The organism is Solirubrobacter deserti (genome assembly GCF_027587175.1).
GTDB classification, from domain to species: Bacteria; Actinomycetota; Thermoleophilia; order Solirubrobacterales; family Solirubrobacteraceae; genus Solirubrobacter; species Solirubrobacter deserti.
Window position 1 is genome coordinate 24,003 of record NZ_JAPCID010000002.1, and the last position, 24,710, is coordinate 48,712.

A 24,710-nucleotide genomic window follows, 5' to 3' on the forward strand; every position below is an offset into this window, starting at 1 on the left:
TGTGCCTAATGTGTCAAGCCCGCGTTCGCACCTTGAACCGGCGTTCAGCCCGCCTGCGGTCCTTGAGCACTCGCTGCGCCGCGTTGTGGCCGGCCGCGGCGATCACGCCCCCGCCCGGATGCGTGCCGGCGCCGCACAGGTAGAGGCCGTGGACGGGCGTCGCGTAGCGGGAGAGCAGCGGCGTCGGCCGCATGAACGCCATCTGGTCCAGGCCCTGCTCGCCCTGGAATATCGAGCCGCCGACGAGGCCGAAGATGCGCTCCAGGTCCGGCGGGGCGAGCACCTCGTAGTGGATGACGGCGTCGCGGACGTTCGGCGCGTAGCCGGCGATGAGGTCCAGGCAGCGCTGCGCGTAGGCCTCGCGCGCGCCGTCCGGCCAGCCGGCCTCGTCGTGCGGGCCGTACTGGGTGAACATCGTCATCACGGTCGTGCCGTCGTCGGTGAGCGTCGGGTCGATCGCCGTGGGCACCTCGACCTCGATGTACGGCGCTTGCGCGGGCTTGCCGAGCGTCGCGTCCTGCCAGGCGCGCTCCAGGTAGTCGATGCTCGGGCAGATCGCGAGGCTCGTGTGCAACAGCCGCTCGTCCGGGAGCCGCGGCGGCTCGGAGAGGATCCAGTTGACCTTCACGGACCCGCCGCGGGAGCGGTAGCGGCGCATGTCCTCGCCGACCTCGTCCGGGAAGTGCTCGGCGCCGACCAGGTCGAGCACGGTCGTCTTCGGGTGCGCGCCCGACAGCACGACCGGCGCGGAGATCGTTTCGCCGTCCTCGAGCGTCACGCCGGTCACGCGGCCGCCGGCGACGTCGATCCGGGTGACGGGCGCGCCGGTGCGGACCACGGCGCCGAACGCGCGCGCCGACCCGGCCAGCGCCTCGGAGATCGCGCCCATCCCACCTCTGACGTGCCCCCAGGCGCCGCCGACGCCATCCAGCTCGCCCAGTTCGTGGTGGAGCAGGTTGTAGGCGGTGCCGGGCGTGCGCGGGCCGGCCCACACGCCTACCACGCCGGTGGAGGCGTACGCGCCCTTCAAGGCATCGTTCTCGAACCAGTCGTCGAGCAGGTCGCCGACGGACATCGTCATCACGCGGTAGAGCTCGTGGAAGCCCCGCTGGGAGAGCCCGGCGGCGCGGCCGGCCTCGCGCAGCAGCTCCATCACGTCACCCGGGCGCTTGGAGCCGACCGCGGGCGGCGGCTTGAGCATCATCGGGCGCAGGACGTCGGCGACGCGCTCCATCATCGCCTCGAACTCGCCCATCCGGTCCGCGTCGCGTCTGGACACGCGGGCGAGGCTCTCGTAGGCGGCGCGCTCGTCGTTGTGGAACAGGATCGGCGTGCCGTCGGCGGCGAAGGTCGCGAACGGCGGGTCGAGCGGGATCGGGTGGTAGCCAAAGCGCTTGAGCTCGAGGTCCTTGACCACCTGCGGCCGCAGCATGGACACGACGTAGCTCGCCCTCGACACGCGCCGGCCCGGGCTGATCTCCTCGGTCACGCACGCGCCACCGAGCAGCGCGCGGCGCTCGAGGACGCACACGCGCAGCCCCGCCCGCGCGAGGTACGCGGCCGCGGTCAGCCCGTTGTGGCCGCCGCCGACGACGATCGCGTCGAAGTCGGTCATCGCAACGCCTCCAGGTAGCGGGACGCGACCATCTGGTCGAAGGCGTGCACGTCTCCCTCCTGCGTCGTGTAGCGGCCGGGTGTGAAGCGGGCCGAGCGCATACCCTGCTGGGTGAGCTGGCAGACGTGCCAGTCCTCACGGTTGACCTGGTCCCAGAACTCGACGGCGTCGGACGGGTCGAACCCGGGCTCGGCCATCGTCTCGGGCTCGAAGAACCACTCGCAGACGACCTCGGTGCGGTCGGGGGCCTTCGGCCACAGCGTGTGCAGCATCACATAGTCCGGATGCAACGACACGAGCGTGTTCGGGAAGATCAGGAAGTACAGGATCACGCGCTCGTCGACGCCCGCGATCGCGCGGCGCGCGTGGGTCGCGCCGTCGGTCGACATCGTCTCCACGCCGTCGGCGAGCGTCATCGAGCCGCCGCACCACAGCCCCGCGCCCTCGTAGGTCTCGCCCGTCAGGTAGTGGCTGAGGCGGTTGAGCTCCGGGTGGACGCCCGGGCAGTGCAGGCACTCGCTGTAGTTCTCGGCGATCGCCTTCCAGTTGGCATGCACGTCGTAGACGATCCGCGCGCCGCGCCTGAGCTCCGGCAGCCGGTAGGCCGCCATGTGCGGTGCCAGATCTCCGATGTGGTCCTGCGGCGCCGGCGCCTCACCGCTCAGATCGAGCAGAACCAGTCCCTCGACCACCGCCAGCCGGACCTCGTGCAGGGCGAAGCAGCCAGGATCGAAGTCCGCCAGGCCGTCGGTGAAAGGCGCGCTCTTGAGGCTGCCGTCGAACCCGTAGGCCCACGCGTGGTACGGGCACTGGAGGCGGCGCAGCTGCCCCTCGGGCTCGTCCACGAGGCGCGCGCCGCGGTGCCGGCACGTGTTCAGGAACGCGCGCGGGAGGCCGTCGTCGTCGCCGACCACGATCACGCTCTCCCCGCCGGCCTCGATCCGGACGAACCGGCCCCGATTGGACACTTGTTCGATGTGGCCTGCGCAGACCCACCCGCGGGCGAAGAGGTTGGCGTGCTCCCACGCCAACACACTAGGGTCCGTGAAGGCCGGACCGGGGAGCTGCGTGGCCCGTTCGAGCGGCAGCATCGTGCGCTCGATTTCGGCGGCGTAGAGCGGCAGAGACGGGTTCGCGACGGCCACGGCGGCGACTCCTCGAGGGTTGACCTGACAAGACCCTATCACGAGGATTGTGCGACTGGCAACAAGGTCAGTTTGTCCGATTGGCCACGTGCGCCGCAAGTCTGGACGCCGCTTGGCGTTTGAGCTTTGCGTCCAACGGCCACCCCACGGAATGCCGATATGTCTCCATTGCTGACAGCCCGCCCATCAGTCTCAGTCACGATGCGGTTGCTTGGTGCGTGTGCCGTCACCGCCGTCGTGGCCGCGTTCGTTCCGCTGGCCGGCGGAGACGGCGAGTCCAGTGCCGCCGTCCCCGCATGTCTGACCGTCGCGATCATCTGCGCGGCGCTGATGAGCCACATGCTCTACGCGTCCTCCAAGGCGCTCGACGATCGCCGCATGGCGTGGCTCGCGATCGGCACGACCGTCGCGATGCTGGGGCTGATCACCTCCCTGGTCGCGCTGCCGAGCGTCTTCCCGGGCGGCGGGCCGGTCGACTCCGGCGCCAACTCGGCCGCCGCGCGCTACGTGATCTGGCACGTCGCGCTGATCCTCGCCGGCGTCTTCGCCCTCGTGGGTGTGCAGGCGACCCTTCGCAACCTTCTCATCTTCGGCGGCTCAGGTGCCCTCCTCCTCGCCTGGGCCGCCGTCGCCTCCTCCCCGCTCGGGAACCTCGCCGACGGCGACGGGCTGACCGCGACGATGCGCGTCCTGGTCGCCGTCATCGTCCTCGCGCAGGCCGGCGTCGCCTTCGCCTGGTGGCGGCGCGCCGGCGGCGCCCTGAACTGGGGCGAGTTGTGCGTGCTCGTGATGATGGGCCTCGCCGCCCTGGACGCCTTCGCGTACGTGTGGGCGACCGGCGTGTTCGAGGGCTCCTGGTGGGCGTCCCTGGCGCTGCGCGCCGGCCAGTTCGCGATCCCGGCCGTCGGCCTGCTGATCGGCTTCATCGCCGTGGCCGAGAAGCTGCGCGAGTTCGAGCGCGAGCTGGCGCAGAACCTGGTGGCCGAGCGCGAGCGCGCCCGTGCCCACGAAGAGCGCGTGACCCTGGACGCCGAGCGCCGCGAGCGCATCCAGGCCCGCATCCGGCGCATGACCAACGGCTTCGGCCTGGACGTCGCGTTCCAGCCGATCGTCGACCTCGCGTCCGGCAAGGTCGTCGGCGCCGAGGCGCTCGCGCGCTTCAAGGACGCCGACGGCACCGCCATCCCGACCGAGCGCTGCTTCCTGGACGCGCACGCCGTCGACATGGGCGTCGAGCTCGAGCTCGCCGTGATCAAGCTCGCGCTCGAGTGCCACGAGCGCCGCCTCCCCGAGGGCCGCTACCTCGCGCTCAACGTCTCCCCCGCCGTGCTCGAGCAGGACGAGCTCGCCTTCGCCATCGCGCGCCACAGGACCGACCGTCCGCTCGTCGTCGAGATCACCGAGCACCAGCCCGTCGAGGACTACGTCGCCCTCTCGGCACAGCTGGACCGCCTGCGTGCGCTCGGCGTGCGCGTCGCCGTCGACGACGTCGGCTCCGGCTTCGCCTCCTTCCGCCACGTCACCCGCGTCAATCCGGACATCCTCAAGCTCGACCGCACCCTCGTCTGCGGCATCGACGACGACCCGGTCCGCCAGTCCCTGGCGAGCGCCATCGTCGCCTTCGCCAAGGACGTCGGCGCGACCGTCGTCTCCGAGGGCATCGAGAACGAGTCCGAGCTCTGCTGCCTGAGGGGCCTCGCCGTCGGCTGCGGCCAGGGCTTCTACCTCGCCCGCCCGAACCTCGGCACCGTGGACGCCGAGGTCCCGCAGCTCACGGCGGTCGCCTGAGTTTCTCCCTCCCCAGACCTTGACCCGCGGCCCCTCGTGGGGAGAGGCGGCGGGCCAAGCGTTCTTGCCGCGCGGTTCTCCGCAACGGCGAGCACACCCACTGGAGCCGGGTTCCCCGGACTGCGTGAAACGCCGAGCGTTCACGCACGGGCCATTCGCTCGGGCTCGGGCCGCCGGAGTGGGTCGCAAGCGCTTGTGGAGGGCCGCCTGGCACGCGAGCGTTCACTAAGGCCCCCAGGAGGCGACTGAGTGAACCCTCGCGTGGCGTGACCGGAATCGTTGGTCAGTTCAGGCCCCATAGGGGCCCGAACTGACCACTCACCGCCGGGGGCTAGCAAGTAGCTCTGCGCACACGCGCGAGCGTTTGCGCAGTCCGGGGAACCCGGCTTGTTGGGACGTTGCACGCCCGCCGTTGCCAATCCCGCGGCCGGCGCAAAGAAGAGGCCCGCCGCGTGCATGACGAGACGGGCCCGAGGACCGAGCGCGGCTAGGAGATCGTCGTCTCCTCCGGCACGCTGCGGCCGAAGTCCTGCTGGAGCTTTTGCATGAGCTCCTCGATCGGGCGGCCCGAGGCGGGCGGCGTGATCTGCACCGGCTTGTCGACGTCCTTGAGCTGAATCGAGAAGGAGATCGTGGACTTGTCGGAGCCATTGTCGACGGTCATGCGCGCCGCGACGCGGCGGAGCTTGTCGTCGGACTGGGCGACGTCGACGGTGAAGGTCGGGTCGCTGATCATCTTCTCGACCTGGTCGATGTCGCCGTTGGAGAGCTGCTCGAGGCCCTCGAAGCCGCTGGCGCCCGGCTGCTTGGCCATCTCCTTCATGTCCTCGAGGGCGGCGGAGAGGTCGAGCTTGCCGGTGATGCGGGTGACGCGCTCGCCGTTGAGCTCGGCGTCGGACTGGGCGTCGCTCTCGGGGAACCAGTCCTGCATCCTGGCCATGAGCTTGGTCACGTCCGCGGATTCCATGCCGCTGCCGGCGCCGAGCGCGCCGAGCTGGGCGATCTTGTCCTTGCCGACCTGGTAGGTCTCGCCGCCGTACTGGACGAAGGCGTCATCGCCGGTGGAGATGATCCGGCCCTCGACGGGCCGGGGCATCATGCCGTCGAGGCTGAGCCGCCAGTCGACGCTCGGGAGCTTGTTCTCGCCGTTGGACTGGAACGGGCCGCTGAGCGACACGTTCGACTCGCCCTGGGCGGACTTCATGGACAGCGCGACGGTGACGTCGGCCGACTCGATGTCTTGCTCGAATGCGGTCTTGACGACCGACGCCTCCTCGGCGCCACAGGCGCTGAGGGCGAGGGTCGAGGCGGCGGTCACTGCGAGGAGGGCCCGTCTCATCATGAGATCCGAGTACCCCGTTGCCTAAGGCGCTACTTAAGACGAAATCCGGGCGGCGGCCCGCTGACGTCCAGCGGGCTGGACGGCAGGCCCGGCGCCGGGTCGGGCAGGTTGAACGGTGGGGGCGCCACGTCGTTGGGCCCGTCAGGGTGGAACAGCCCGGCGAGCAGCTGGATCTGGCGCCGGGCCGGACCGAGCTCGCCCATCCCGCCGCCGTACATCGCGACCCCGCGCTCCTCGCACCAGGCGTAGATCTCCAGCAGCCGCCGCAGCGACCCGATCCGCGAGGGCTTGACGTTGATCGTGCGCGTGTCCCCGATGTCCTGCACCCGCGTGATCGGCGCGTCGAAGGAGACGCGCTCGAGCGGCAGCCCGTCGACGCCCTCGTGCGGGTCCTCGATCAGCGCCTCGGGCAACAGCTCGACGACCGCTTCGTACACGGGCGCGATGTCGCCCTCGATCTCGAGCCCGTAGTGGCCCTTGAAGTCGACCGTCCGCACCATCCCCGTCTCGGCCAGCGCTGCGATCACCTCGCGCGTCCAGGTCGGCGCCGCGTCGAGCTTGAACCCGACCGTCGGGTACAGCTCGATGGTCGCGCGCAACCGGTCCAGCGCGGGCGGGTCGCCGAGCCCGAACGAGTTCACGAACGTGACGGGCCGCGGCTCGTCACGCCCCAGCGCCGCCGCCAACGGCACGCCCGCCTGGCGCAGCGCGAGGTCCAGCGCCGCCGACTCGAACACCCAGTTGCGCAGCCGCGCCGCGAAGTCGCCCCACTCCTCGGGCGGCTCCTCCACCCACTGGTTCATGCCGCCCAGCGCGTCGAGGAACGACTCCAGCGTCCACGAACCCGCGAGCGGCAGGTCGGCCGGGACCTCGATCGGGTCCGCTTCGCCCGGCATCTGGAGCAGGTCCTCGCCGAACCCCTCCTCCCCGCGCCCCTGCAGCCGCAGCAGCGTCGTGACGCGCTCACCGCCGGTGAGCCGCTCGAGCGTGTAGCCCTCGATCTCGAGCGGGAGCGAAGCCAGGCGCTCGAACATCAGCTCGCCACGACGGTCCACGGCTCGACCTTGCGCGACACGACGAGGTCCGCCTTGCCGTACGGGTCCTCGTCCGCGAAGGCCTCGGCGTCCTGCACCGAGCGGAAGGCGAGCAGCCCCGAATGCGGCGGATCGCCGAGCGCGCCGGCGATCACGAGCTTGCCCTCCGCGTGGTACTCCTCGATCAGGCTCAGGTGCGCGGCCCGGTGCGGTGCGCGCTTCTCAGCGATGTCCGGCACGTACTCGTACTGCAACAGCTGCAAGGTCTCGGGCACCTGCCGGACAATACGGGTTCGCTGTCGACATCACGCTCGCCGTGGGCGGGCGAACGCGCAATACTTGACGGCATGAGGGCGCGCCGCGACCTCTTCCCTGCCGACCCCGGCCTGGTGTTCCGGATGGTCGCGGTCGGGCTGATCACGCCTCTGTTGGTCCTCGCCGCGCTGATCGCGGCGTTGACGGTGGTCCCGTGGCGCGCGCTGCACGTGCACGACTGGCAGGTCCAGTCCGTGCTGCTGTTCGCGCTCGCCCTCGGCGTGTGGGTCGGTGTGCGCGAGCGGGTGGCGATCTCCTCACGCGGGCGCCGGCTCTCAACCGCCGACGCGCCCGAGCTGCACGCGGTCGTCGAGCGCCTGTGCGTGGTCGCGGACCTCGCCAAGCCGGCGCTGGTGCTCGACCGCCACGCGATGCCCAACAGCTGGATCGAGGGGACGAGCCGCGGCGGGTTCCGGCTGCACCTGACCGAAGGGCTGCTGGACCTGCTGGAGCCGCACGAGCTCGAAGCCGTGATCGCCCATGAGCTCGCGCACGTCGCCAACCGCGACGCGGCCGTGATGACGGTCGTCGCCGGCCCGGGCGAGGCGCTCCTGTCCGGCGGCGTGCGGGTCGTCAACCAGGGCTGGTGGCCGCTCGTGCTGGGCGGCGGCGTGGCGACGTTCATCGGCTGGGTCGGCACGCTCGGCGGGCGCGCGCTCTCGCGCTACCGCGAGTTCGCCGCCGACGCGGCGGCCGTGCGCATGACCGGCAACCCGGCCGCGCTGGCCGCGGCGCTGATGAAGGTCTCCGAAGGGCTCGTGGCCATCCCGGAGAAGGACCTGCGCGCCGCCGCGGCCGGTGACGCGTTCCACCTGCTCCCGGCCCGCGACGCCCGCCAGTTCATGCTGCCGCCGACGCACCCGCCGCTCGCCGCCCGGATCGAGCGCCTCGAGCGGCTCGAACGCGCCCTCCAACGCGGATAACGTAAGTGGGCGTGCTTCAGGCGCGTCTTCCCGAACTCACGCTCCAGGACGAGTTTCGTCTCGAGCAGCGCTTCAAGCGTCTGGCCAAGGGAGACGAGAAGGGCCAGGCGCGGCTCGACGCCGACATCGCGAAGGCCGTCCTCCGGTTCGAGCAGCGGCGCGCCGCGGTCCCGGCCGTCTCCTACCCCGAGGAGCTGCCAGTCTCGGCGCGGCGCGAGGACCTGCTCGCCGCGATCCGCGACCACCAGGTCGTGATCGTCGCCGGCGAGACCGGCTCGGGCAAGACGACGCAGCTGCCCAAGGTGTGCCTGGAGCTGGGCCGCGGCGTGCGCGGGACGATCGCGCACACGCAACCGCGGCGGCTCGCGGCGCGCACCGTCGCCGAGCGGATCGCGGACGAGCTGAAGGTCCCGATGGGCTCCGCGGTCGGCTACGCGGTGCGCTTCGCCGACAAGTCGGGCGAGAACACGCTGCTGCGGCTGATGACGGACGGCCTGCTGCTGGCGGAGATCCAGAACGACCGGCTGCTGCGCCGCTACGACACGATCATCGTCGACGAGGCGCACGAGCGGTCGCTGAACATCGACTTCCTGCTCGGCTACCTCAAGCGGCTGCTCCCGCAGCGGCCCGACCTGAAGGTGATCATCACGAGCGCGACGATCGACCCCGAGCGGTTCGCGCGCCACTTCGACGACGCGCCGATCATCGAGGTCTCCGGCCGCACGTATCCGGTCGAGGTCCGCTACCGCGAGCCCGACGAGGACGCCGACCAGACCGACGCGATCGGTGACGCCGTCGACGAGCTGCTGCGCGAGCCGCCCGGCGACATCCTCGTCTTCCTCTCCGGCGAGCGCGAGATCCGCGACACCGCCGAAGCGCTGGAAGGGCGCTTCCGCAACGTCGAGATCCTGCCGCTGTTCGCCCGTCAGAGCACCGCCGCGCAGCAACGCGTGTGGAAGCCGCACAAGGGCCGGCGCGTCGTGCTCGCCACCAACGTGGCCGAGACGTCGCTCACGGTGCCCGGCATCCGCTACGTCGTCGATCCCGGCACGGCCCGCATCTCCCGCTACAGCGCGCGCCTGAAGGTCCAGCGCTTGCCCATCGAGCCGATCTCCCAGGCCTCCGCCGACCAGCGCAAGGGCCGCTGCGGCCGCGTCGCCGAGGGCATCGCGATCCGGCTGTTCTCCGAGGAGGACTTCGAGGAGCGCCCGCGCTTCACCGACCCCGAAATCCTGCGCACCAGCCTCGCCGCGGTGATCCTGCAGATGGCGGCGATCGACCTTGGCGACGTCGAGGACTTCCCCTTTCTGGACCCGCCGGACCGCCGCCAGGTGCGCGACGGCATCGCGCTGCTGCAGGAGCTCGGCGCGCTCGACGAGTCCGGACGCACGCTGACGCAGATCGGCCGCCGGCTGGCCGCGCTACCGATCGATCCGCGGATGGGCCGGATGGTGCTCGAGGCCGCCGGGCTCGGCTGCGTGGACGAGGTGATCGTGATCGCGGCCGCGCTGTCGATCCAGGACGTGCGCGAGCGCCCCGCCGACCAGCAGGCCCAGGCCGACCAGGCGCACGCCCGTCACGCCGACGAGAACTCCGACTTCCTCGCCTACTGGAACCTGTGGCGCTACCTGCACGAGCAGCGGGCCGAGCTGTCCGCGAACCAGTTCCGCAAGCAGGCCAAGGGCGAGTTCCTGCACTACCTGCGCATCCGCGAGTGGCAGGACCTCGTCGGGCAGATCCGCCAGGCGGCCAAGGGCGTCGGCATCAAGGCCAACCACGTCCCGGCCGAGCCCGAGCAGATCCATCAGGCGATCCTCGCCGGCCTGCTCAGCCACATCGGCCTCAAGGACAGCGGCCGGCGCGAGTACACCGGCGCGCGGAACGCCAAGTTCGCGCTGTGGCCAGGCAGCGGCGTCAAGGGCCAGCCCGCGTGGGTGATGGTGTCCGAGCTGGTGGAGACGTCGCGGCTGTGGGGCCGGACGGTGGCGAGGATCGACCCGCGCTGGGTGGAGCCGCTCGCCGGCCACCTGCTCAAGCGCACCTACGATGAGCCGCGCTGGGATCGCAAGCGCGCCCAGGTCGTCGCCACCGAGCGCGTGACGCTGTACGGGCTGCCGATCGTGGCCGGACGCACCGTCGGCTACGGGCAGATCGACGCGGCACTCAGCCGCGACCTGTTCATCCGCCGCGCGCTGGTCGAGGGCGAGTGGGACACGCGCCACCGCTTCCTCGCGGACAACCAGGCGCTGGTCGAGGAGGTCGAGGCGCTCGAGGAGCGCGCGCGCCGGCGCGACATCCTCGTCGACGACCAGACGCTGTACGACTTCTACGCCGCCCGCATCCCCGAGACGGTCATCTCCGGCCGCCACTTCGACCGCTGGTGGCGTGACGAGCGCCGCGTGAGGCCGGACCTGCTCACGTTCACGCGTGAGCTGCTGATCAACCCGACCGCCGCGGAGGACATCGCCGGGCGCCCGGACGTCTGGCGTCAGGGGGACCTCGAGCTCCAGCTCAGCTATCGCTTCGACCCCGGCTCCGCGCACGACGGCGTGACCGTCCACGTCCCGCTCAAGCGGCTGATGGCGCTGCGGCCCGAGGGGTTCGAGTGGCTGGTGCCCGCGATGCGCGCCGAGCTGATCGTCGCGCTGATCCGCTCGCTGCCGAAGGACGTCCGCAAGCGGCTCGTGCCCGTGCCGGAGGTGGCGGCGTCCGTGCTGGAGCGGCTTGAGCCGCGCAAGCGCCCGCTGCTGGAAGCGCTCGCGGCCGAGATCGAGGCGCAGCGCGGCGTGCGCATCGCGCCGGGCGACTGGGACCTGTCCCGGCTGCCGAACCACCTGAAGATGACGTTCAGCGTCGAGGACGACGAGGGCCGCGTCGTCGCCGCTGGGCAGGACCTCGCCGCCGTGCGCGAGCAGGTGCGCCCGCAGCTGCGCCGCGCGCTGGCGTCCGCGACCAAGAAGCTCGAGAGCACGGGCCAGACGAGCTGGACCTTCGGGAAGATCCCGAAGGTCGTCGCGCTGCCCGGCACCAACCAGACCGTGCGCGCGTACCCGTCGCTGGTGGACGAGGGCGAGACGGTCGGCGTGCGCGCGCTGGAGAGCCCGCAGGCGCAGGCGCTGCACATGCGCGCCGGCACCCGGCGCCTGCTGGCGCTGACGACGCCCTCTCCCCTGCGCCAGTACCAGGGCTCCAAGCTGGGCAATGCCGCGCAGCTCGTGCTGATCGAGGCGCCACACGGCTCCCCGCGCGCGGTGCTGGAGGACGCGGCCAGCGCCGCGATCGCCGCGCTGCTCGACCGCGCCGGCGGGCCCGTGTTCGACGCGGAGAGCTTCGAGCGGCTGCGCCAGTACGTCGCCGGGCACGTCGCGGACGAGACGGCGAAGATCGTCGCGGCCGTGGTGAAGATCATCCAGGCGGCGCGGGATGTGCGCGCGGAGCTCGACCAGCTGCGCGGCGCGGCCTTCGAGCCCGTCCGCCGCGACGTGGCGCAGCAGCTCGGCCGGCTGGTGTTCCCCGGCTTCGTCACCCCCACCGGCGCGCACCGGCTCGCGGACGTCGAGCGCTACCTGCGCGGCGCCGAGTGGCGCCTGCAGCGGCTGACCAAGAACGCGGCCGTCGACCGCGACCGGATGCTCGCGCTCAACGAGCTCGAGCGCGCCTACGACGCGGCGCTGCGGGCCCAGGTCGGGGCGAACCCCGAGCTCGCCGACGTGCCGTGGATGCTGGAGGAGCTGCGCATGAGCCAGTTCGCGCAGTCCGTCGGCACCAAGGGCCACGTCACCGCCCGGGGCATCCGCCGCATCCTCGACGAAGCCGCCCGTTAGCGACGGACGACCCCGCTCCGTTGCGCTTGGTGTCCGCGACCGGCTTCGCCGGTGCGTGGCCACTTCGGCTTGGAGATCGCTTCGCGGATCTCCCGGTGGCGGGGTCGTCGTAGCTTCACGCTGTCTGAGCGACCATGCCCAGCAGACGCGGAAGGCTCAGATACGCCAGCCCCAGCGCCAGCCGGCGCTGTCGATGCGGAAGCCCATGACTGCTTCCCTCCGTAGTTGACTGCGATCAGTCTCCGCGGGGGCTACGCGGCGGCAAAGGCTCGGTAAAGAGGCGCCGCGATGGACTTCGCGATCCTCGGTCCGCTGCGGGTCGTGGGGCCGGACGGCGAGATCGAGCTCGGCGCGGGAGCGGAGCTCGAGCGCCTGACCGCCGAGCACCCGTACCGCGAGCGCTTCCACGCGCAGCTGATGCTTGCGCTCTACCGCGCCGGCCGCCAGGCCGACGCGCTCGACGCCTACCGCCGCGCCCGCCACGCGCTCGTGGAGGACCTCGGGCTGGACCCCGGCCCGGACCTCCAGCGCCTCGAAGCCCGGATCCTCGCCCACGACGTAAGCCTCACCGCTCGCTCACAGAAGGGGTCTGACCCTTCATCCTCGCCCGCGCCGGCGGCCGACACCCCGCCATTGCCGCTGCCGGCGACGCCGCTGCTCGGGCGCGAGGAGCACCTGGAGACGGCGGAGGCGCTGCTGGAGGACCCGGACGTGCGGCTGCTCCCGTCACCGGGCCGGGCGGCACCGGCAGCATCGGCCGGGGCGGCAAAGTCTCAGTAAAGCGACCTCAGCGCGTCGTGATTTCGGCCACCATGCCGGCGGCTTCGTGGCCGCGCAGCGAGCAGTAGAGCGTGTACGTCCCGGCGGGGAGGTCGACCGCGAGCGTGCCCGACTCGCCCGGCGCGAGCGGGAGCTCGCCCAGGTCGCGCGCCGCCGCGTCGCGGACGGTCAGGTCGTGCTCGTCCTCGCCGCGGTTGTTGGCGTTGAACTCGACCCGGCCCGCCGCCAGCAGCCGGTAGGACGGCCGCACCGACCACTCGCGGATGTCCGTGAGGTCCACGTTGGTGCGCGACGGCAGCGGCGCCGGGGTGGCGGTGGCCACGGGCGTCGCGGTGGCCGTCGGGGTCGGCGTCGCTCCGGGCCTGGGGGTCGGCGTCGCCTGCGGACCGGGCTCGCCGCCCGGGGCGTCCGACCGCGGCGCGGGATTCGTGCTCGCCGGCGCGTCCTTGCGCGGCGCGGGCTTGGCCGGCGCCGGGCGCTTCTTCTTGGCCTTGACGCACGGCTGTTTGATCGGCACCGCGCTCGCCGCGCCGAGGCTGCTCGCGGCCGCACCGCACCGGCGCGGCTTGGCGTCCGGGGCCGGGTTGCCGCCGAGCCCGGCGAGCGTCAGCAGGATCGCGAGCCAGCTCACTTGAACAGCCTACGTCCCGTCAGCTGATCGCCGCGCCGAAGGTCCTCGACCACCGGCCCGCCGAGCAGCGACTGCGAGTTCTGCTCGCCCAGCCACTCGTCGAGCACCGCCTTGTAGACCGACCGGTAGTCCGTCGCCACCTGGAGGTTGCCCTGCGTCGCGCTGTTGACCGGCTGCAGCTCACGCAGCTCGCACCCCGGCCAGTCCGCCGCGAAGCCGCCGCGGACGCCGCTGCCCATGGCGAACATCAGGCCACCGATCCCGTGATCGGTGCCGGCCTCGGTGCCGGAGCCGTTCTCGCGCACGCGCCGGCCGAACTCCGAGAACACGAGCGTGGCGACGCGCTGCTCGATGCCGCGCGCCTGCAGGTCGGCCCGGAAGGCCGCGAGCGCGCGCGAGAACTCGGCCATCTGGCGGTCCTGCGAGGCGAGCTGGCCCGTGTGGGTGTCGAAGCCGCCCCAGTGGATCGTGATCACTCGCGTGCCGAGGTTGGCGGCCAGCAGCGTCGCCGCCGTCTTCAGACGCGCCGAGAGCGTGCCGGTGTTCGGGTAGGCGATCGGGACGGGCGTCGCCGTGGGCGTCGGCGTCGGGCTCGGCGTCGTCGTGAGCGATTTGACCTTCATGTACGTCGTGTGGGCGAGCCCATACGTGTACCGGGAGCGCTGCAGGTACGCGTTGCCGGCCCCGGCCTGGATCCCGGCGAGCTGGCTGATCACGCCGTTGAGATCCGAGCTTCCGCCGCCCACCGCTCCGCCGGGGTTGTTCGTGAAGCCCGACATCGAGAGCGACGGGACCGCGCACACCGGGTTGCGCTCGGTCCGGATCGCCTTCGACAGCGCGGTGTCGATCGAGACCGCCTGCAGCGGGTTGTCGGGCTTGCCGTTGCGATCGATCCAGCGCCCGAGCCACCCCGTCTTGGTGTTCTGGTCGTTGGAGGCCGCGAACCAGATGTCGGAGTTGTCGAAGTGCGAGAGGCTGTACTGCTTGGCGTCGACCGCGGGCAGGACCGCGAGGTCCGAGCCGGGGCCGCCCGTGCCGTCGCCGTACAGCGTGTCCAGGCCGTAGCCGTCGCCGCCGGCCGCGAAGTTGAAGCGCGCCTGGCCGTTGTCCCCGCCGCCGTTCTTGGACACCACGACGTTCGCGAACGCCAGCGCCCCGCCGCCTGGGCCGGCCAGCGGCGTGGAGCCGACGCGCCCGTTCGCGGGCGTGACGCCCTGGGCGCGGTGGATCTCCGGGCGCGCCGCGACGTAGGCCGCGTAGTCGGCCGCCTCGGTCGGGATCATCACGTTCAGGCCGTCGTTGCCGCCGGCCAGGTAGATCAGCACGAGGCACTTCTCGTTCTCCGCCTCGTTGGCGTTGGCGACCGAGTCCCAGATCTGGTCCCAGCCGAGCTGGTGCGCCCCGTAGATCGACGCGGACCCGGCAATGCCCCACTGCAGCAGCCGCCGGCGCGTGAGGTCGCGCGGCGTGCGCCCCGCGGGGAACCCGTCCAGGGCCTGATAGGGCACCGGCATGGTCTGGCTCGGCGGCTGGTCGCGGACGCGAGCCAGCTCGATCTCTTCGCACTCGATGCAGCGCTGACGCTCCATCTCACATCACCTGCCCGTCGGGACCGCCGAGGATCATCGCTTGCAGCGCGTAGAAGCGCTGACGCCGGGCGGTGATCGCCGCGGCCGAGGTGCCGGTGCGGTTCGCTTCGGTCAGCGTCTGGGCGAAGGCCAGCAGCTGGGCCCGTGTGGCGCCGGAGATCCACGGGCGCCCGACCGACGCGTACGCGCGCTCCAGGACCTCCGCCGCGGTCTCACCCCGGACGTCCGGCGCGTAGCTGGCGGCGGCGTTCGCGTCCGCGTAGTAGCCGTTCGAGTACCGCAGGCTCTGTGCGACCTTGACCATGTCGAAGCGGGCCTGGACCGTGTTGGTGTTCAGCCACGACATGCCGCCCTCCCAGCCCGCGACGTTCGGCGGGTTGTAGATGCGCTGCTGCATGCTGTTCATCGGCCCCTGCAGGACGTTGCCCTTGACCGGCGCGCCGAGCGCCCGCAGGACGCCGACCATGTAGACCACCGGCGGCTTGATCAGGTTCGGCTCCTCGAGCGACTCGAAGATCTCGGTGTTGAGCAGGATCCCGCGGATGAGCGGCTTGAGCTGGTAGCCGTTGGCGCGGTACTCGGCGCTGAGCGCGTCGAGCGTGGCCTGCGGGATCGGTCCCGCCATGAACTCGCCCCACAGCTTGCGGATCAGGAACTGCGCGTGCTGCGGGTGCTCGAGCACGATGTCGACGCCGGCGTTGACAGCCCGCGGGCCCCAGTTGACGTTGTCGGGATTCGTGGCGTCGGTCTTGCCGGTCTCCGCCGCGATCACGCGGCCGAGGACGGTCTTGGCCGGCATGTGGAACTGCTTCGGATCGAACGTGATCTTCCCGTAGTCCGGGTTCGGCGTGACCTTGTCGGCGAGGAACTCTGCCCCGTTGAGCCGCCAGCCGGTGAAGGCCTGCGTCAGGCCGACGATGTCCTCCTGCGTGTAGTTGTCATTGCCGGCCGGATCCTTGGGCCCGAGGCAGAACAACTCCATGATCTCCCGCGCGTAGTTCTCGTTCGGGCGGGTCTTGGTGTTCGCGTTGAGGTTCAGGTACGAGGACATCGCGGCGTTGGCCGTCGTCATCTCGTACGCGAGCTGCCGGAACGTCGCGCCCGGGTGGGCGCCGAGGTCCGAATAGCGCAGCAGATGGTTGCGGTACGCGTACGCCCACTTGTTCGAGACCGAGCCGTCGTTGAGCGAGATCACCCAGTGTCGATGCCAGAAAAGCACCAACCGCTCCGGGAGCGGGTTGACCGCCCGCTGCATGCGGTCGATCCATTCGAGCTCGAGCTCGACCTGCCCGGCCAGCGGGTCGATCGTCGTCGCGCCCGCGGCCGTCTTGGGCGCCAGCATGCTCGTGTCGATGCTCGCCGGCGTGCTCACCAGCCACTCGACCAGATCCGCGTGGCGCTTGCCGACCCACGCGTCGCGCTGCGCCTGCGTCGGCCCGAAGCCCGCCCGCCAGAACAGGCGGTCGACCATCGCCTCGGTCATCGTGTCGTACGGCGACGGCACGGGCGTCGGCGTCGCGACCGGCGTCGGAACCGACGGGATCTCAGGCGTCGGCGTGACCGCCGCGATCGGCGCCGCCGGGTTGCTCGTCCCCGGTGTCCCCGGCGTCGGAACGTCCGTCTGCTTGGGCACGGTGACCCGCCGGCTCGGCGTCAGCGCGCCCGCGCGCTTGGCCTTGTCGTAGGCCCGGACCGCGTACCGGTACGTCCGTCCCGCCTTGACGGTCGTATCCGTGAACGAAGCCCTCGTCGTCCGGCCGAGGCTCTTGCCGTCGCGCACGACGACGTAGTAAGCGGGCTTGGCGCCCTTCGGCGCCGCCCACTTCAGCGTCACTCCCTTTGGTCCGACGCTCGCGACCTTCAACGATCGCGGCGCGGCCAACCGCTTCCTGGCTGCGGACTTGCGTCCGAAGACCGACCCCCCATCCATGATGCGACTTTTGCATCATCCGAAAGGGGTGACAACCCCTGACCGGTCGGTCAGGCGGCGGCGACGAGTGTTGGGTCGGCCAACAGCCGACGCAACTGGGTGGCGGCGGCGCCGCGCATCGCGGCCTCCGCGCCGAGGCTGGACGACAGCACGGGCGGGACGGCGCCGTTGCCGCCGAGCACGCGCGTCGCGAGTTCGGAGCAGATGACGGGCTTGAGCCATTCGGTCATCGGCGCGAAGTGGCCGCCGAGCACGATCGCCTGCGGGGAGAGCAGGTTGACGACCGTCCCGAGCGCGATGCCGAGCCAGCGCCCGCAGTCCTCCAGCGCTGCCAGCGGCTGCGCCTCCCCCGCCTGAGCGCGCTTGACCAGGTCGGCCACCGGGCGGGCCAGGCCGCGCGAGCGCGCTTCCCCGGTCCCGTTGATTCCAGCCGCGGTGAGCACCGGCTCCAGGCCGGCACGGGTCTCGAGGCACCCGCGGGACCCGCAGGCGCACGGGAGCCCGTCGTGCTCGACCGTCGTGTGCCCGAACTCGCCCCCGAAGCCCCGGTAGCCGCGGAACAGCTCGCCGCCGAGCACGAGCCCGCCGCCGACGCCGATCTCGCCCGAGCAGTACATGAAGTCGCTGATCCCCGTGGCCGCGCCCTCCCACAGCTCGGCCAGCGCGGCGAGGTTCGCCTCGTTGTCGACGCCGATCTCCAGGCCGGGTGCGTCGATGCGCTCGCGCAGCGCGTCCACGAGCGGGACGTCGCTCCAGTGCAGGTTCGGCGCGATCAGCAGCGCGCCGCGCTCGATGTCCACCAGACCGGGCACGGCGACGGTGGCGCCGATCGGGCGCAGGCCCTGCGCCTGGACCTCCACCAGCGCGCTGCGCGCGAGCTCGCCGAGCCGGTCGAGCACCTCGTCGACGCCGCGCCCGCGGTTGTCGACGGCCTCCATGCCCTTGTAGCGGGAGCCGCCCGCGAGATCGGTGGCCTGCACGCCGACGTAGTCGACGTTGACCTCGAGCCCGAGCGCCACGACACCGTCACGCGCGACGTCGACGACGAGGCCGGGCCGGCCGGCCGTGCCGCGGTGCTCGGCGCCGCGCTCGACCAGCAGCCCGAAGTCCATCAGCTCGCTCACGAGGCTCGAGACCGTGCTCTTGTTGAGTCCGGTGTCCGTCGCGATCGTCGCGCGCGAGCGCGGCCCGCGCTCGACCACCTGGCGCAGCACAACGCTGAGGTTGTGGCGCCGCACCGCGCGCTGGCTCGAGAGCTCGATGGCGGGCTTCGGGGTCCACATGAGACCGGTAACCGTATCGACGGGCCCGGTCATCGCGTGTGGAGCGGCACCGCCGCGGCGACGACCCACGTCGTCGCCGCGGCGTGCACGCGCTCACGGAGTCGTGGTCGACAGCGTGAACGTCAGGGTCTTGCGGTAGCTGCCCGTGCGCAGCGGGTCCGTGCGCTTGATCAGCTGCTTGAACGTGATGTCCACGTTCTCGTTGGCCGTCGGCGCCGTCCAGCTGGACTTGCTGAACGAGACGCGCAGCGGCTCGGCCAGCGCGAAGGCGCCGTTGGTCATGTGCCCGGGGTCGGAGACGCTGAGCGTCGCCTCACCCGCGGAGCTGATGACCTTCGCACCCACGCTGGTCGTGTACTCCTGCTCGACGCCCGGTACGAACGGCTGGAACGTCGCCGCGCCGGCCAGCGAGAGGGCGAGCGTCGCCGGCACGGTGCCGCCCACGGTACCGGTGGCGTCCGTCTGCAGGACCGGCGCAGCCGGCTGGGCCTCGTTGCCGCTCATCCAGCCCACGAGCTCGGCGCCCTTGGTCTGGAGCGCGAGCAGCGCCGCGCCGTTGTCGGCGCCGGCGTGGACCGCCCGCTTGGCCTCCGCCACGAACGTCCGCGCGTGCGTCGCCGCGCCCGCGAAGTCGTCCGCGCGGTAGGCCGTGTCGGCCTCCTCGAGGGCCGCGCTGAGCGCGGTGTTGCCCGCGGCGGTGACGTTGCCGTCCGCCCGCGCCTTCGCGAGCAGGTCGCGGACCTCGTTGAACGTGACGCAGTTCGAGTACTCCTGGCCCGCCGTCCACTGGACCGCGTTGAGCATCATGTCGCGGAACCAGGTCTCGGTCGCGTACTGCCAGTTGTGGCCGAGCGTGGTCGTGAAGGAGCGCCCGCCGTCGAAGTTCCGGCACCACGTCATCACGTGCTTGTCGGTGTTGTGCAGCCCGTTGCCGGGGCCGTAGCCGAGCTGACCGACGAGCGTGTCCTCGTTCTCGTACATCAGCGGGTGCGCGATCCCGAGCGCCGCCGGGTCGCGGTTGGTGTTGTAGAGCTCCTCGATCGAGAAGAAGCGCCGCGGCACGGCCTGCATCGTCGAGTGCGCCGGGTCGGCGTTGATGAGCTCGACGTGGCCGCCGGACTCGGTGTCGATCAGGATGCCGCCCTGGTTGGAGCCGTGGTTGGTGAAGCCGGCGCCGACCAGGTCCATGTACCACGGCACGTTCTGCATCGCGTCCGTGCCGCCGTGGATGGCGATCACGCCGCCGCCCTCGCGGACGAACCGCTGCAGGTTGGCGAACTCCACCGCGTTGACCGTCGACGTGGCGTTGAGGCCGACCGTCGAGTTGAAGATGATCGTCTTGTACTGCTTGAGCTGCTCGTAGTCCAGGAACGGGCTCGTGGGCAGCGAGACGCCGGCCGGCGCCTGGCGGCCCGGGCTGCCGTTGATGTTCGGGTCCCAGATGTCGACGTTGAAGCCGTGCTCGAACCCGAGCTGCTGGAACATCCAGTGGAAGTCCACGATCGACTGGTGGCGGAAGCCGCCCGCACGGCCGTTGACGAGGATCTTGTACGTCGCCATCGGGTTGTTGACGAACGGGCTCGGGTTGTTGAACACCCGGATGGCCTGCACGCCGTCCTCGGCGGCCTCGACCGTGATGCCCGTGCCGGTGGTGTCGACCGGCGTGCCGTTGAGCTGAGCGATCAGGGCCTCACCGGCGCTCTGCAGCGGACGCGACGCCGCGGCGGCGGCGTTGAACGCCTGCAGCGCGGTGATCGCGGCGGCGGTCTGGCCCGCGTCGGCCTTGGCCTTGGCGTCGGCCAGCAGGGCGCGCAGCTCGGTGGCCTTGGCGGCGCTGATCAGCGGCTGCGGGTTGGCCACGGTGGTGCCGGTCGCGTGCGCCTTCGTCAGCGGCGTGGTGAGCGTCACGTTGTTCAGGCTCGTCGCCGTGCCCGCCGCGTGGTCCTTGGCCAGCGGCGCGCTCAGCTCGACGTTCGGCGCCGGGGCCGGGGGCAGCGGCGAGAGGTGGCGCTTGACGTAGACGACCTCCTGGTTGGCGCCCGTGTCGAGCACGATCGGCTGGCCGATGATCGGGCCGTTGTTGCTCGGCGGGTTGGGCCCGGTGAGCGTCTCGGTCGTGTAGCTGGCCAGGCGGATCTGGGTCGCGCCCGCGGTCGCGGCCGCGCTTAGGGTGGTGTTGAGCGTCGGCGGCGGGGTGAGCGCCTTGGCGATCGTCACCGTCTCGGCTCCGTCACCGGTGCCCACCACGAGCTGCTGGCCCGCGCGGAATCCGCCGACCGGCGCCGTCAGGCGCAGGCCGGTCGCGCCGACGGCCTGGGCGCCGTTGAGCGTGGTGCGCAGCGCGTTGTCGGCGTGCTGGTCGATGACCGTCGCCAGGTCGGCGAACGACGTCGTGACCACGAACGTGTTGACGTACTTGGCCGTCTGGCCGGCGGCGTCCTGCAGCGAGACGGTCTGGGTGTGCTTGCCGACCGTCAGCCGGTTGAGGTTGACCGTCTTGGGGACCATGAACTCGCCGTCGAGCGTCATCCGGCGCGGTGCCGCGCCGCCGGCGCCGCTGGCCACGGTGTCAGACGAGTCACGCAGGCGCGGATCGCTGCGCAGCGGCGTCAGCGTCTGGGACTGCAGGATCTTGCCGTCGACGACCTGCGGCACGTAGACGTTCGCCCCCGAGATGTGGGCCTTGGTCAGCGCGCTCGTCAGCACGACGTTCGGCGCCGGAGCGGCCGCGGTCGGATCCACGCTGGCGACCTTCACGGTCTCCGCGTTGCCGCCCTGGTCGACCTGCAGCGTCTCGCCGGCCGTGCGGCCGCTGACGCTCGCGATCCGGATGCCCGTCGCGCCCGCAGCCGCCGGCGCGGCCAGCGTCGAGGCCTGCGTGCCCCAGGTCGCGACCGGGGCCTTGGTGTCGATCTGCAGCGCGATCGTGTGCGCGAAGGCGGTCCCGGCCACCGCGGTGGTGGCGGGGTGGGCGTTCGCCAGCGGCGCCGTCAGCGTGACGTTGGGCTGCGGGGCGGGCGGCGCCGGGGCGACGATCGTCGCGATCGTCGCGGTCTCCTGGGTCGCACCCGTGTTCAGCTGCAGCCGGTCGCCCGGGGCCAGCCCTGCGGTGCTCTGCAGGCGGACCGCGCTCGCGCCGGCGGCCGCGGCCTGGTTGAGCGTCGTGTTGACGGTGGCGCGCGAGACGTTGCCCGCTTCGTCGACCGCGCGGTAGCGCAGCGGCGTGTTGCCCTCCTGCGAGAGCGTCAGGCTCGCGGCCCCCGCCGTCGCCGGGACGTCGACGTAGGTCGCCCCGCCGTCCAGCGAGTACTGGAACTTGGTCACGGCGACGTCGTCGGTCGCCGACAGGTTCAGCGTCTGCGGCGCCGTCAAGCGCCAGTTGCCGTTGCCGCTCGCCGGTGTGGCGAACGTGGCCGGCGCCATCACCGGCGGCGTCGTGTCCTGCGCGTGTGCCGCGGTCGGCAGCGCAACCAGCGCAGCTCCGACCGCAGCCGCGGTCGCGGCTCTCCTGTACACCCTCTCTCCCCTCATATGACCCTATTTGGTCCGGCGTGCCAACTAAACCTGTCTGACAATCGCTTGTCAACTAGGCTGCGTTGGCACGTGTCAGCGCGGGGTAGAGCGCCGTGTAGCGTGCTTTGAGCTCCCGATAGGGCTCGATCCACTCCGCGACGGGCTCGACTTCGGAGTGCGTATGGACGCACGCGGCGACGGCTTCGTGCACATCCCCCCACAAACCTCCGGCGACGCCGCCCAGCAGCGCCGCGCCGTAGGCCGCGCCCTCCTCCACCGCAAGCCGCTCGAGCGGGATCTCCAGCACCGAGGCGACGATCTGCAGCCACAGCTCGCTGCGCGCGCCGCCGCCCGAGACGCGCCCGCGCTCGCCGCCGCCGACGAGGTCGAACGAGTCCCGCAGGCCGCAGGCCACGCCCTCCAGCACGGCGCGGGTGAGCGCGCCGCGGTTGTGGCGGATCTCGAGGCCGGTGAACGCGCCGCGCGCGTCGGGGTCGGCGTGCGGAGTCCGCTCGCCGGTCAGGTACGGCAGGAACGTCAGCCCGTCCGCCCCCGGCCCCCATGCCGCCGCCTCCTCGGTCAGCTGTGAGAACTCGCCGCCGACCACGCCGCGCAGCCACGCGAGCGAGCCGGCCGCGGACAGCATCACGCCCATCTGGTGCCACGCGCCGGGGACGGCATGGCAGAAGGCGTGGACGCGGGCCTGGGCGTCCGCTCGGTACTCGGGCAGCGCCGCGAAGACCACGCCGGAGGTGCCCATGGCCACGCTCAACGGTCCCGGCCGGTCGACGCCGACGCCGAGCCCGCCCGCGGCCTGGTCGCCCGCACCCGCCGCGACCGCGATCCCACCCGCCGTGCGGCCGCTCACCTCCGGCGACTCGAGCACGGTCGGAAGCCACGCCGGGTCGATCTCGAGCGTCTGCAGGACCTCGTCGCTCCAGCGGCGCTGGGCCACGTCGAGCAGCAGCGTCCCGGAGGCGTCGGCGACGTCGATGGCCCGCTCGCCGGTGAGCTTGAGCCGCACGTAGTCCTTGGGCAGCATGATGTGCGCGATCCGGGCGTAGGCGTCCGGCTCGTGCTTGCGCAGCCAGAGCAGCTTCGGCGCCGTGAAGCCCGTGAGCGCGCGGTTGCCCGTCAACTCGACGAGCCGATCGAAGCCGACCCGCTGCTCGATCTCAGCGCACTCGGCGCCGGTGCGCTGGTCGTTCCACAGGATCGCGGGCCGGATCGGGCGGTCGGAGGCGTCGAGCGTGACGAGCCCGTGCATCTGGCCCGAGAGGCCGATGCCGGCGACGCCTTCGGTGAGGCCGTCGAGCGCCTGCTCGGTGGCGGCCCACCAGTCGTCCGGGTTCTGCTCGGACCAACCGGGCTTGGGCGTCGAGAGCGGGTAGGAGACCTCGCGGCGCTCGAGCACCTCGCCGTCTTCAGCGACGGCGATGACCTTGACCGCGGACGTGCCGACATCGATGCCGATCGCGGTTCGTGACGGGTTCTGAAGTGTTGATGACATTTGGCTTGACAGCAATTGAAGGCTAATGCAAGCTTGCCTGTCAATAGATGAAGTCTTCTGTCACGCAGCTGGTCGAGCTTGCCCCCGCCCTGGCCGCGGTCCTCGGCGGGGACGCGGTCCTCACCGACGACGCACAGCTTGACGCCTACACGGCCGACACGTACTGGCCGGCGATCCACGCCCGCGCCGCCGGCGCGCCGCTGGGCCGGCCGGACGTGGTGGCGGTGCCCCGGCGTGAGGAGGACGTGGCCACGATCCTGCGCATCGCCGCCTCCCACCGCGTGCCGGTGACCGCCTGGGGCGGTGGCTCGGGGACGCAGGGCGGCGCGGTGGCGATCGAGGGCGGGCTCGTGGTGGACCTGCGCGGCCTGGACACGATCGTCGAGATCGACGAGGTCTCGATGACCGTGACGGCGCAGGCCGGCGTCAACGGGAACGTGCTGGAGCGCACGCTCAACGAGCGCGGGCTGATGCTCCCCCACTACCCGGCGAGCTCGGAGTGGGCGACGGTCGGCGGGTACGTCGCGGCGCGCGGCTCGGGCGTGCTCTCCACCCGCTACGGGAAGATCGAGGATCTGGTGCTGGGCCTGCGCGTCGCGCTCCCGGATGGCACCTTCTTCGACAGCGTGCCCGCGCCGCGCCACGCCGTCGGCCCCGACCTCACGCCGCTGTTCGTCGGCTCGGAAGGCACGCTCGGGATCATCACCCGCGCGACGCTCGAGGTCGTCCCTGCTCCCGCCGAGCGCACGTTCGCGGCGCTGCACTTCCCGAGCGTGCACGCCGGCGTGGACGCCTTCCGCACCGCGCTCGCGCGCGGGAACCGGCCGTCGGTGATCCGCATGTACGACGAGGAGGCGACGCGCCGCACGCTCTCGCCCGTCGTCGGCGAAGGGCTCGACGGCGTCGTGGCGATCGTGGTGTTCGAGGGGGGAGAGCCGGAGGTCACCGCGGCCGAGCGCGCCGCCACCATCGGGCTCGCGCGCACGGAGGGCGCGCGCGAGCTCGATCCGGCCCTCGCCCGGACGTGGTGGGACCGCCGCTACGACTTCTACAAGCCGCCGCACCACCCGGAGCTGCCCTCGGTCTGGGGCACGATCGACGTCGTCGCGTCCTACCGAACCATCCACGACGTGCACCGGGCGCTGCAGACCGCCGTCCGCGACCGCTACGCGCCGGACGGCCTCCAGCTGCGGATGCACTTCTCCCACTGGTATCGCTGGGGCACGATGATCTACGCCCGCTTCCTCATCCCGGACGGCGGGCAAGACGCCCGGGAGCTGCACGACCAGGTCTGGGCCGACGGCGTCACGGCCGTCCTCGCCGCCGGCGGCGTGATGAACGACCACCACGGTGTGGGCCTCAAGCTCGCACCCTTCATGCAGGCACAACACGGAGCGGGCCTCGAGGCCTTGCGCTCGGTGAAGTCCGCGTTAGATCCTCTCGGCATCATGAATCCCGGCAAGCTCGGCCTCTGAGGAGAAGGCCGTG

General features: G+C 71.8%; 16 protein-coding genes. 5 read left to right on the forward strand and 11 right to left on the reverse strand.

The annotated features are described in order from the left end of the window. Window positions 1-13 precede the first annotated feature (13 nt). Together OJ962_RS01410 and OJ962_RS01415 are read right to left on the reverse strand one after the other, a co-directional pair. Window positions 14-1,615 carry a phytoene desaturase family protein gene (locus tag OJ962_RS01410; protein WP_202953070.1) on the reverse strand — a complete coding sequence of 534 codons (1,602 nt, stop codon included), beginning with the start codon at window positions 1,613-1,615 and terminating at the stop codon, window positions 14-16. Next, the gene (locus tag OJ962_RS01415; protein ID WP_202953071.1) at window positions 1,612-2,760 is read right to left on the reverse strand and encodes an aromatic ring-hydroxylating oxygenase subunit alpha; all 1,149 of its coding nucleotides are present in this window, start codon (window positions 2,758-2,760) and stop codon (window positions 1,612-1,614) included. The genes OJ962_RS01410 and OJ962_RS01415 overlap by 4 nt, the downstream gene beginning before the upstream one ends. A gap of 201 nt (window positions 2,761-2,961) precedes the next feature. Between OJ962_RS01415 and OJ962_RS01420 the strand changes: the two genes are divergently transcribed. After that, the gene (locus OJ962_RS01420) at window positions 2,962-4,548 is read left to right on the forward strand and encodes an EAL domain-containing protein (RefSeq protein ID WP_202953072.1); all 1,587 of its coding nucleotides are present in this window, start codon (window positions 2,962-2,964) and stop codon (window positions 4,546-4,548) included. Window positions 4,549-5,035: 487 nt separating this feature from the next. Here the strand turns inward: OJ962_RS01420 and OJ962_RS01425 are convergent, their stop codons facing one another. From OJ962_RS01425 to OJ962_RS01435, 3 genes are read right to left on the reverse strand one after another with little or no spacing between them, the layout of a single operon-like run. After that, on the reverse strand, window positions 5,036-5,887 hold the full coding sequence (locus OJ962_RS01425) for a hypothetical protein (RefSeq protein ID WP_202953073.1): 852 nt from the start codon (window positions 5,885-5,887) through the stop codon (window positions 5,036-5,038). 32 nt (window positions 5,888-5,919) lie between these two features. Beyond that, window positions 5,920-6,945, reverse strand: a complete 1,026-nt coding sequence (locus tag OJ962_RS01430; protein ID WP_202953074.1) for an enolase-like domain-containing protein — start codon at window positions 6,943-6,945, stop codon at window positions 5,920-5,922. Then, window positions 6,924-7,199 carry a YciI family protein gene (locus OJ962_RS01435; protein ID WP_202953075.1) on the reverse strand — a complete coding sequence of 92 codons (276 nt, stop codon included), beginning with the start codon at window positions 7,197-7,199 and terminating at the stop codon, window positions 6,924-6,926. The genes OJ962_RS01430 and OJ962_RS01435 overlap by 22 nt, the downstream gene beginning before the upstream one ends. 72 nt (window positions 7,200-7,271) lie before the next feature. Here OJ962_RS01435 and OJ962_RS01440 point away from each other — a divergent pair, with 72 nt between their 5' ends. The 3 genes from OJ962_RS01440 to OJ962_RS01450 all read left to right on the forward strand — a co-directional run bounded on the left by OJ962_RS01440 (window position 7,272) and on the right by OJ962_RS01450 (window position 12,766). Continuing rightward, complete coding sequence (locus tag OJ962_RS01440; RefSeq protein WP_202953076.1) at window positions 7,272-8,162, forward strand: M48 family metalloprotease; 891 nt, start codon at window positions 7,272-7,274, stop codon at window positions 8,160-8,162. A gap of 11 nt (window positions 8,163-8,173) precedes the next feature. Further along, window positions 8,174-11,986 (forward strand): ATP-dependent RNA helicase HrpA, encoded by a 3,813-nt coding sequence (hrpA, locus tag OJ962_RS01445; RefSeq protein WP_270006139.1) that lies wholly within the window; start codon window positions 8,174-8,176, stop codon window positions 11,984-11,986. Between the two features lie 288 nt (window positions 11,987-12,274). Beyond that, entirely contained in the window at window positions 12,275-12,766 is a 492-nt protein-coding gene (locus OJ962_RS01450) for an AfsR/SARP family transcriptional regulator (RefSeq protein WP_202953078.1), read from the forward strand. Window positions 12,767-12,773: 7 nt separating this feature from the next. Here the strand turns inward: OJ962_RS01450 and OJ962_RS01455 are convergent, their stop codons facing one another. The 6 genes from OJ962_RS01455 to xylB form a co-directional block, all read right to left on the reverse strand. Then, the gene (locus OJ962_RS01455; RefSeq protein WP_202953079.1) at window positions 12,774-13,397 is read right to left on the reverse strand and encodes a hypothetical protein; all 624 of its coding nucleotides are present in this window, start codon (window positions 13,395-13,397) and stop codon (window positions 12,774-12,776) included. Then, window positions 13,394-14,986: a DUF1501 domain-containing protein gene (locus OJ962_RS01460; protein ID WP_202953080.1), complete on the reverse strand. Its 1,593-nt coding sequence runs from the start codon at window positions 14,984-14,986 to the stop codon at window positions 13,394-13,396. The genes OJ962_RS01455 and OJ962_RS01460 overlap by 4 nt, the downstream gene beginning before the upstream one ends. 1 nt (window position 14,987) lies before the next feature. Continuing rightward, window positions 14,988-16,820 (reverse strand): DUF1800 domain-containing protein, encoded by a 1,833-nt coding sequence (locus tag OJ962_RS01465; RefSeq protein WP_202953081.1) that lies wholly within the window; start codon window positions 16,818-16,820, stop codon window positions 14,988-14,990. A gap of 146 nt (window positions 16,821-16,966) precedes the next feature. Then, window positions 16,967-18,199: an ROK family protein gene (locus OJ962_RS01470; RefSeq protein ID WP_202953082.1), complete on the reverse strand. Its 1,233-nt coding sequence runs from the start codon at window positions 18,197-18,199 to the stop codon at window positions 16,967-16,969. 93 nt (window positions 18,200-18,292) lie between these two features. After that, a complete protein-coding gene (locus OJ962_RS01475) occupies window positions 18,293-21,715 on the reverse strand; it encodes a ThuA domain-containing protein (protein ID WP_202953083.1) in 3,423 nt (1,140 codons plus the stop codon). A 70-nt stretch (window positions 21,716-21,785) separates the two neighbouring features. Then, window positions 21,786-23,222, reverse strand: a complete 1,437-nt coding sequence (xylB, locus tag OJ962_RS01480; RefSeq protein ID WP_202953084.1) for a xylulokinase — start codon at window positions 23,220-23,222, stop codon at window positions 21,786-21,788. Window positions 23,223-23,269: 47 nt separating this feature from the next. Here xylB and OJ962_RS01485 point away from each other — a divergent pair, with 47 nt between their 5' ends. Further along, window positions 23,270-24,697, forward strand: a complete 1,428-nt coding sequence (locus tag OJ962_RS01485; RefSeq protein ID WP_202953085.1) for an FAD-binding oxidoreductase — start codon at window positions 23,270-23,272, stop codon at window positions 24,695-24,697. The last annotated feature ends 13 nt before the right edge of the window (window positions 24,698-24,710 follow it).

Excerpts from the sequence above, each read along its gene's own strand:
- OJ962_RS01450 (WP_202953078.1), top strand. The coding sequence starts at position 12,275 with ATGGACTTCGCGATCCTCGGTCCGCTGCGGGTCGTGGGGCCGGACGGC.
- OJ962_RS01440 (WP_202953076.1), top strand. The coding sequence starts at position 7,272 with ATGAGGGCGCGCCGCGACCTCTTCCCTGCCGACCCCGGCCTGGTGTTC.
- OJ962_RS01420 (WP_202953072.1), top strand. The coding sequence starts at position 2,962 with ATGCGGTTGCTTGGTGCGTGTGCCGTCACCGCCGTCGTGGCCGCGTTC.
- OJ962_RS01425 (WP_202953073.1), bottom strand. The coding sequence starts at position 5,887 with ATGAGACGGGCCCTCCTCGCAGTGACCGCCGCCTCGACCCTCGCCCTC.
- OJ962_RS01460 (WP_202953080.1), bottom strand. The coding sequence starts at position 14,986 with ATGGAGCGTCAGCGCTGCATCGAGTGCGAAGAGATCGAGCTGGCTCGC.
- OJ962_RS01470 (WP_202953082.1), bottom strand. The coding sequence starts at position 18,199 with ATGTGGACCCCGAAGCCCGCCATCGAGCTCTCGAGCCAGCGCGCGGTG.
- OJ962_RS01410 (WP_202953070.1), bottom strand. The coding sequence starts at position 1,615 with ATGACCGACTTCGACGCGATCGTCGTCGGCGGCGGCCACAACGGGCTG.
- OJ962_RS01485 (WP_202953085.1), top strand. The coding sequence starts at position 23,270 with ATGAAGTCTTCTGTCACGCAGCTGGTCGAGCTTGCCCCCGCCCTGGCC.
- xylB (WP_202953084.1), bottom strand. The coding sequence starts at position 23,222 with ATGTCATCAACACTTCAGAACCCGTCACGAACCGCGATCGGCATCGAT.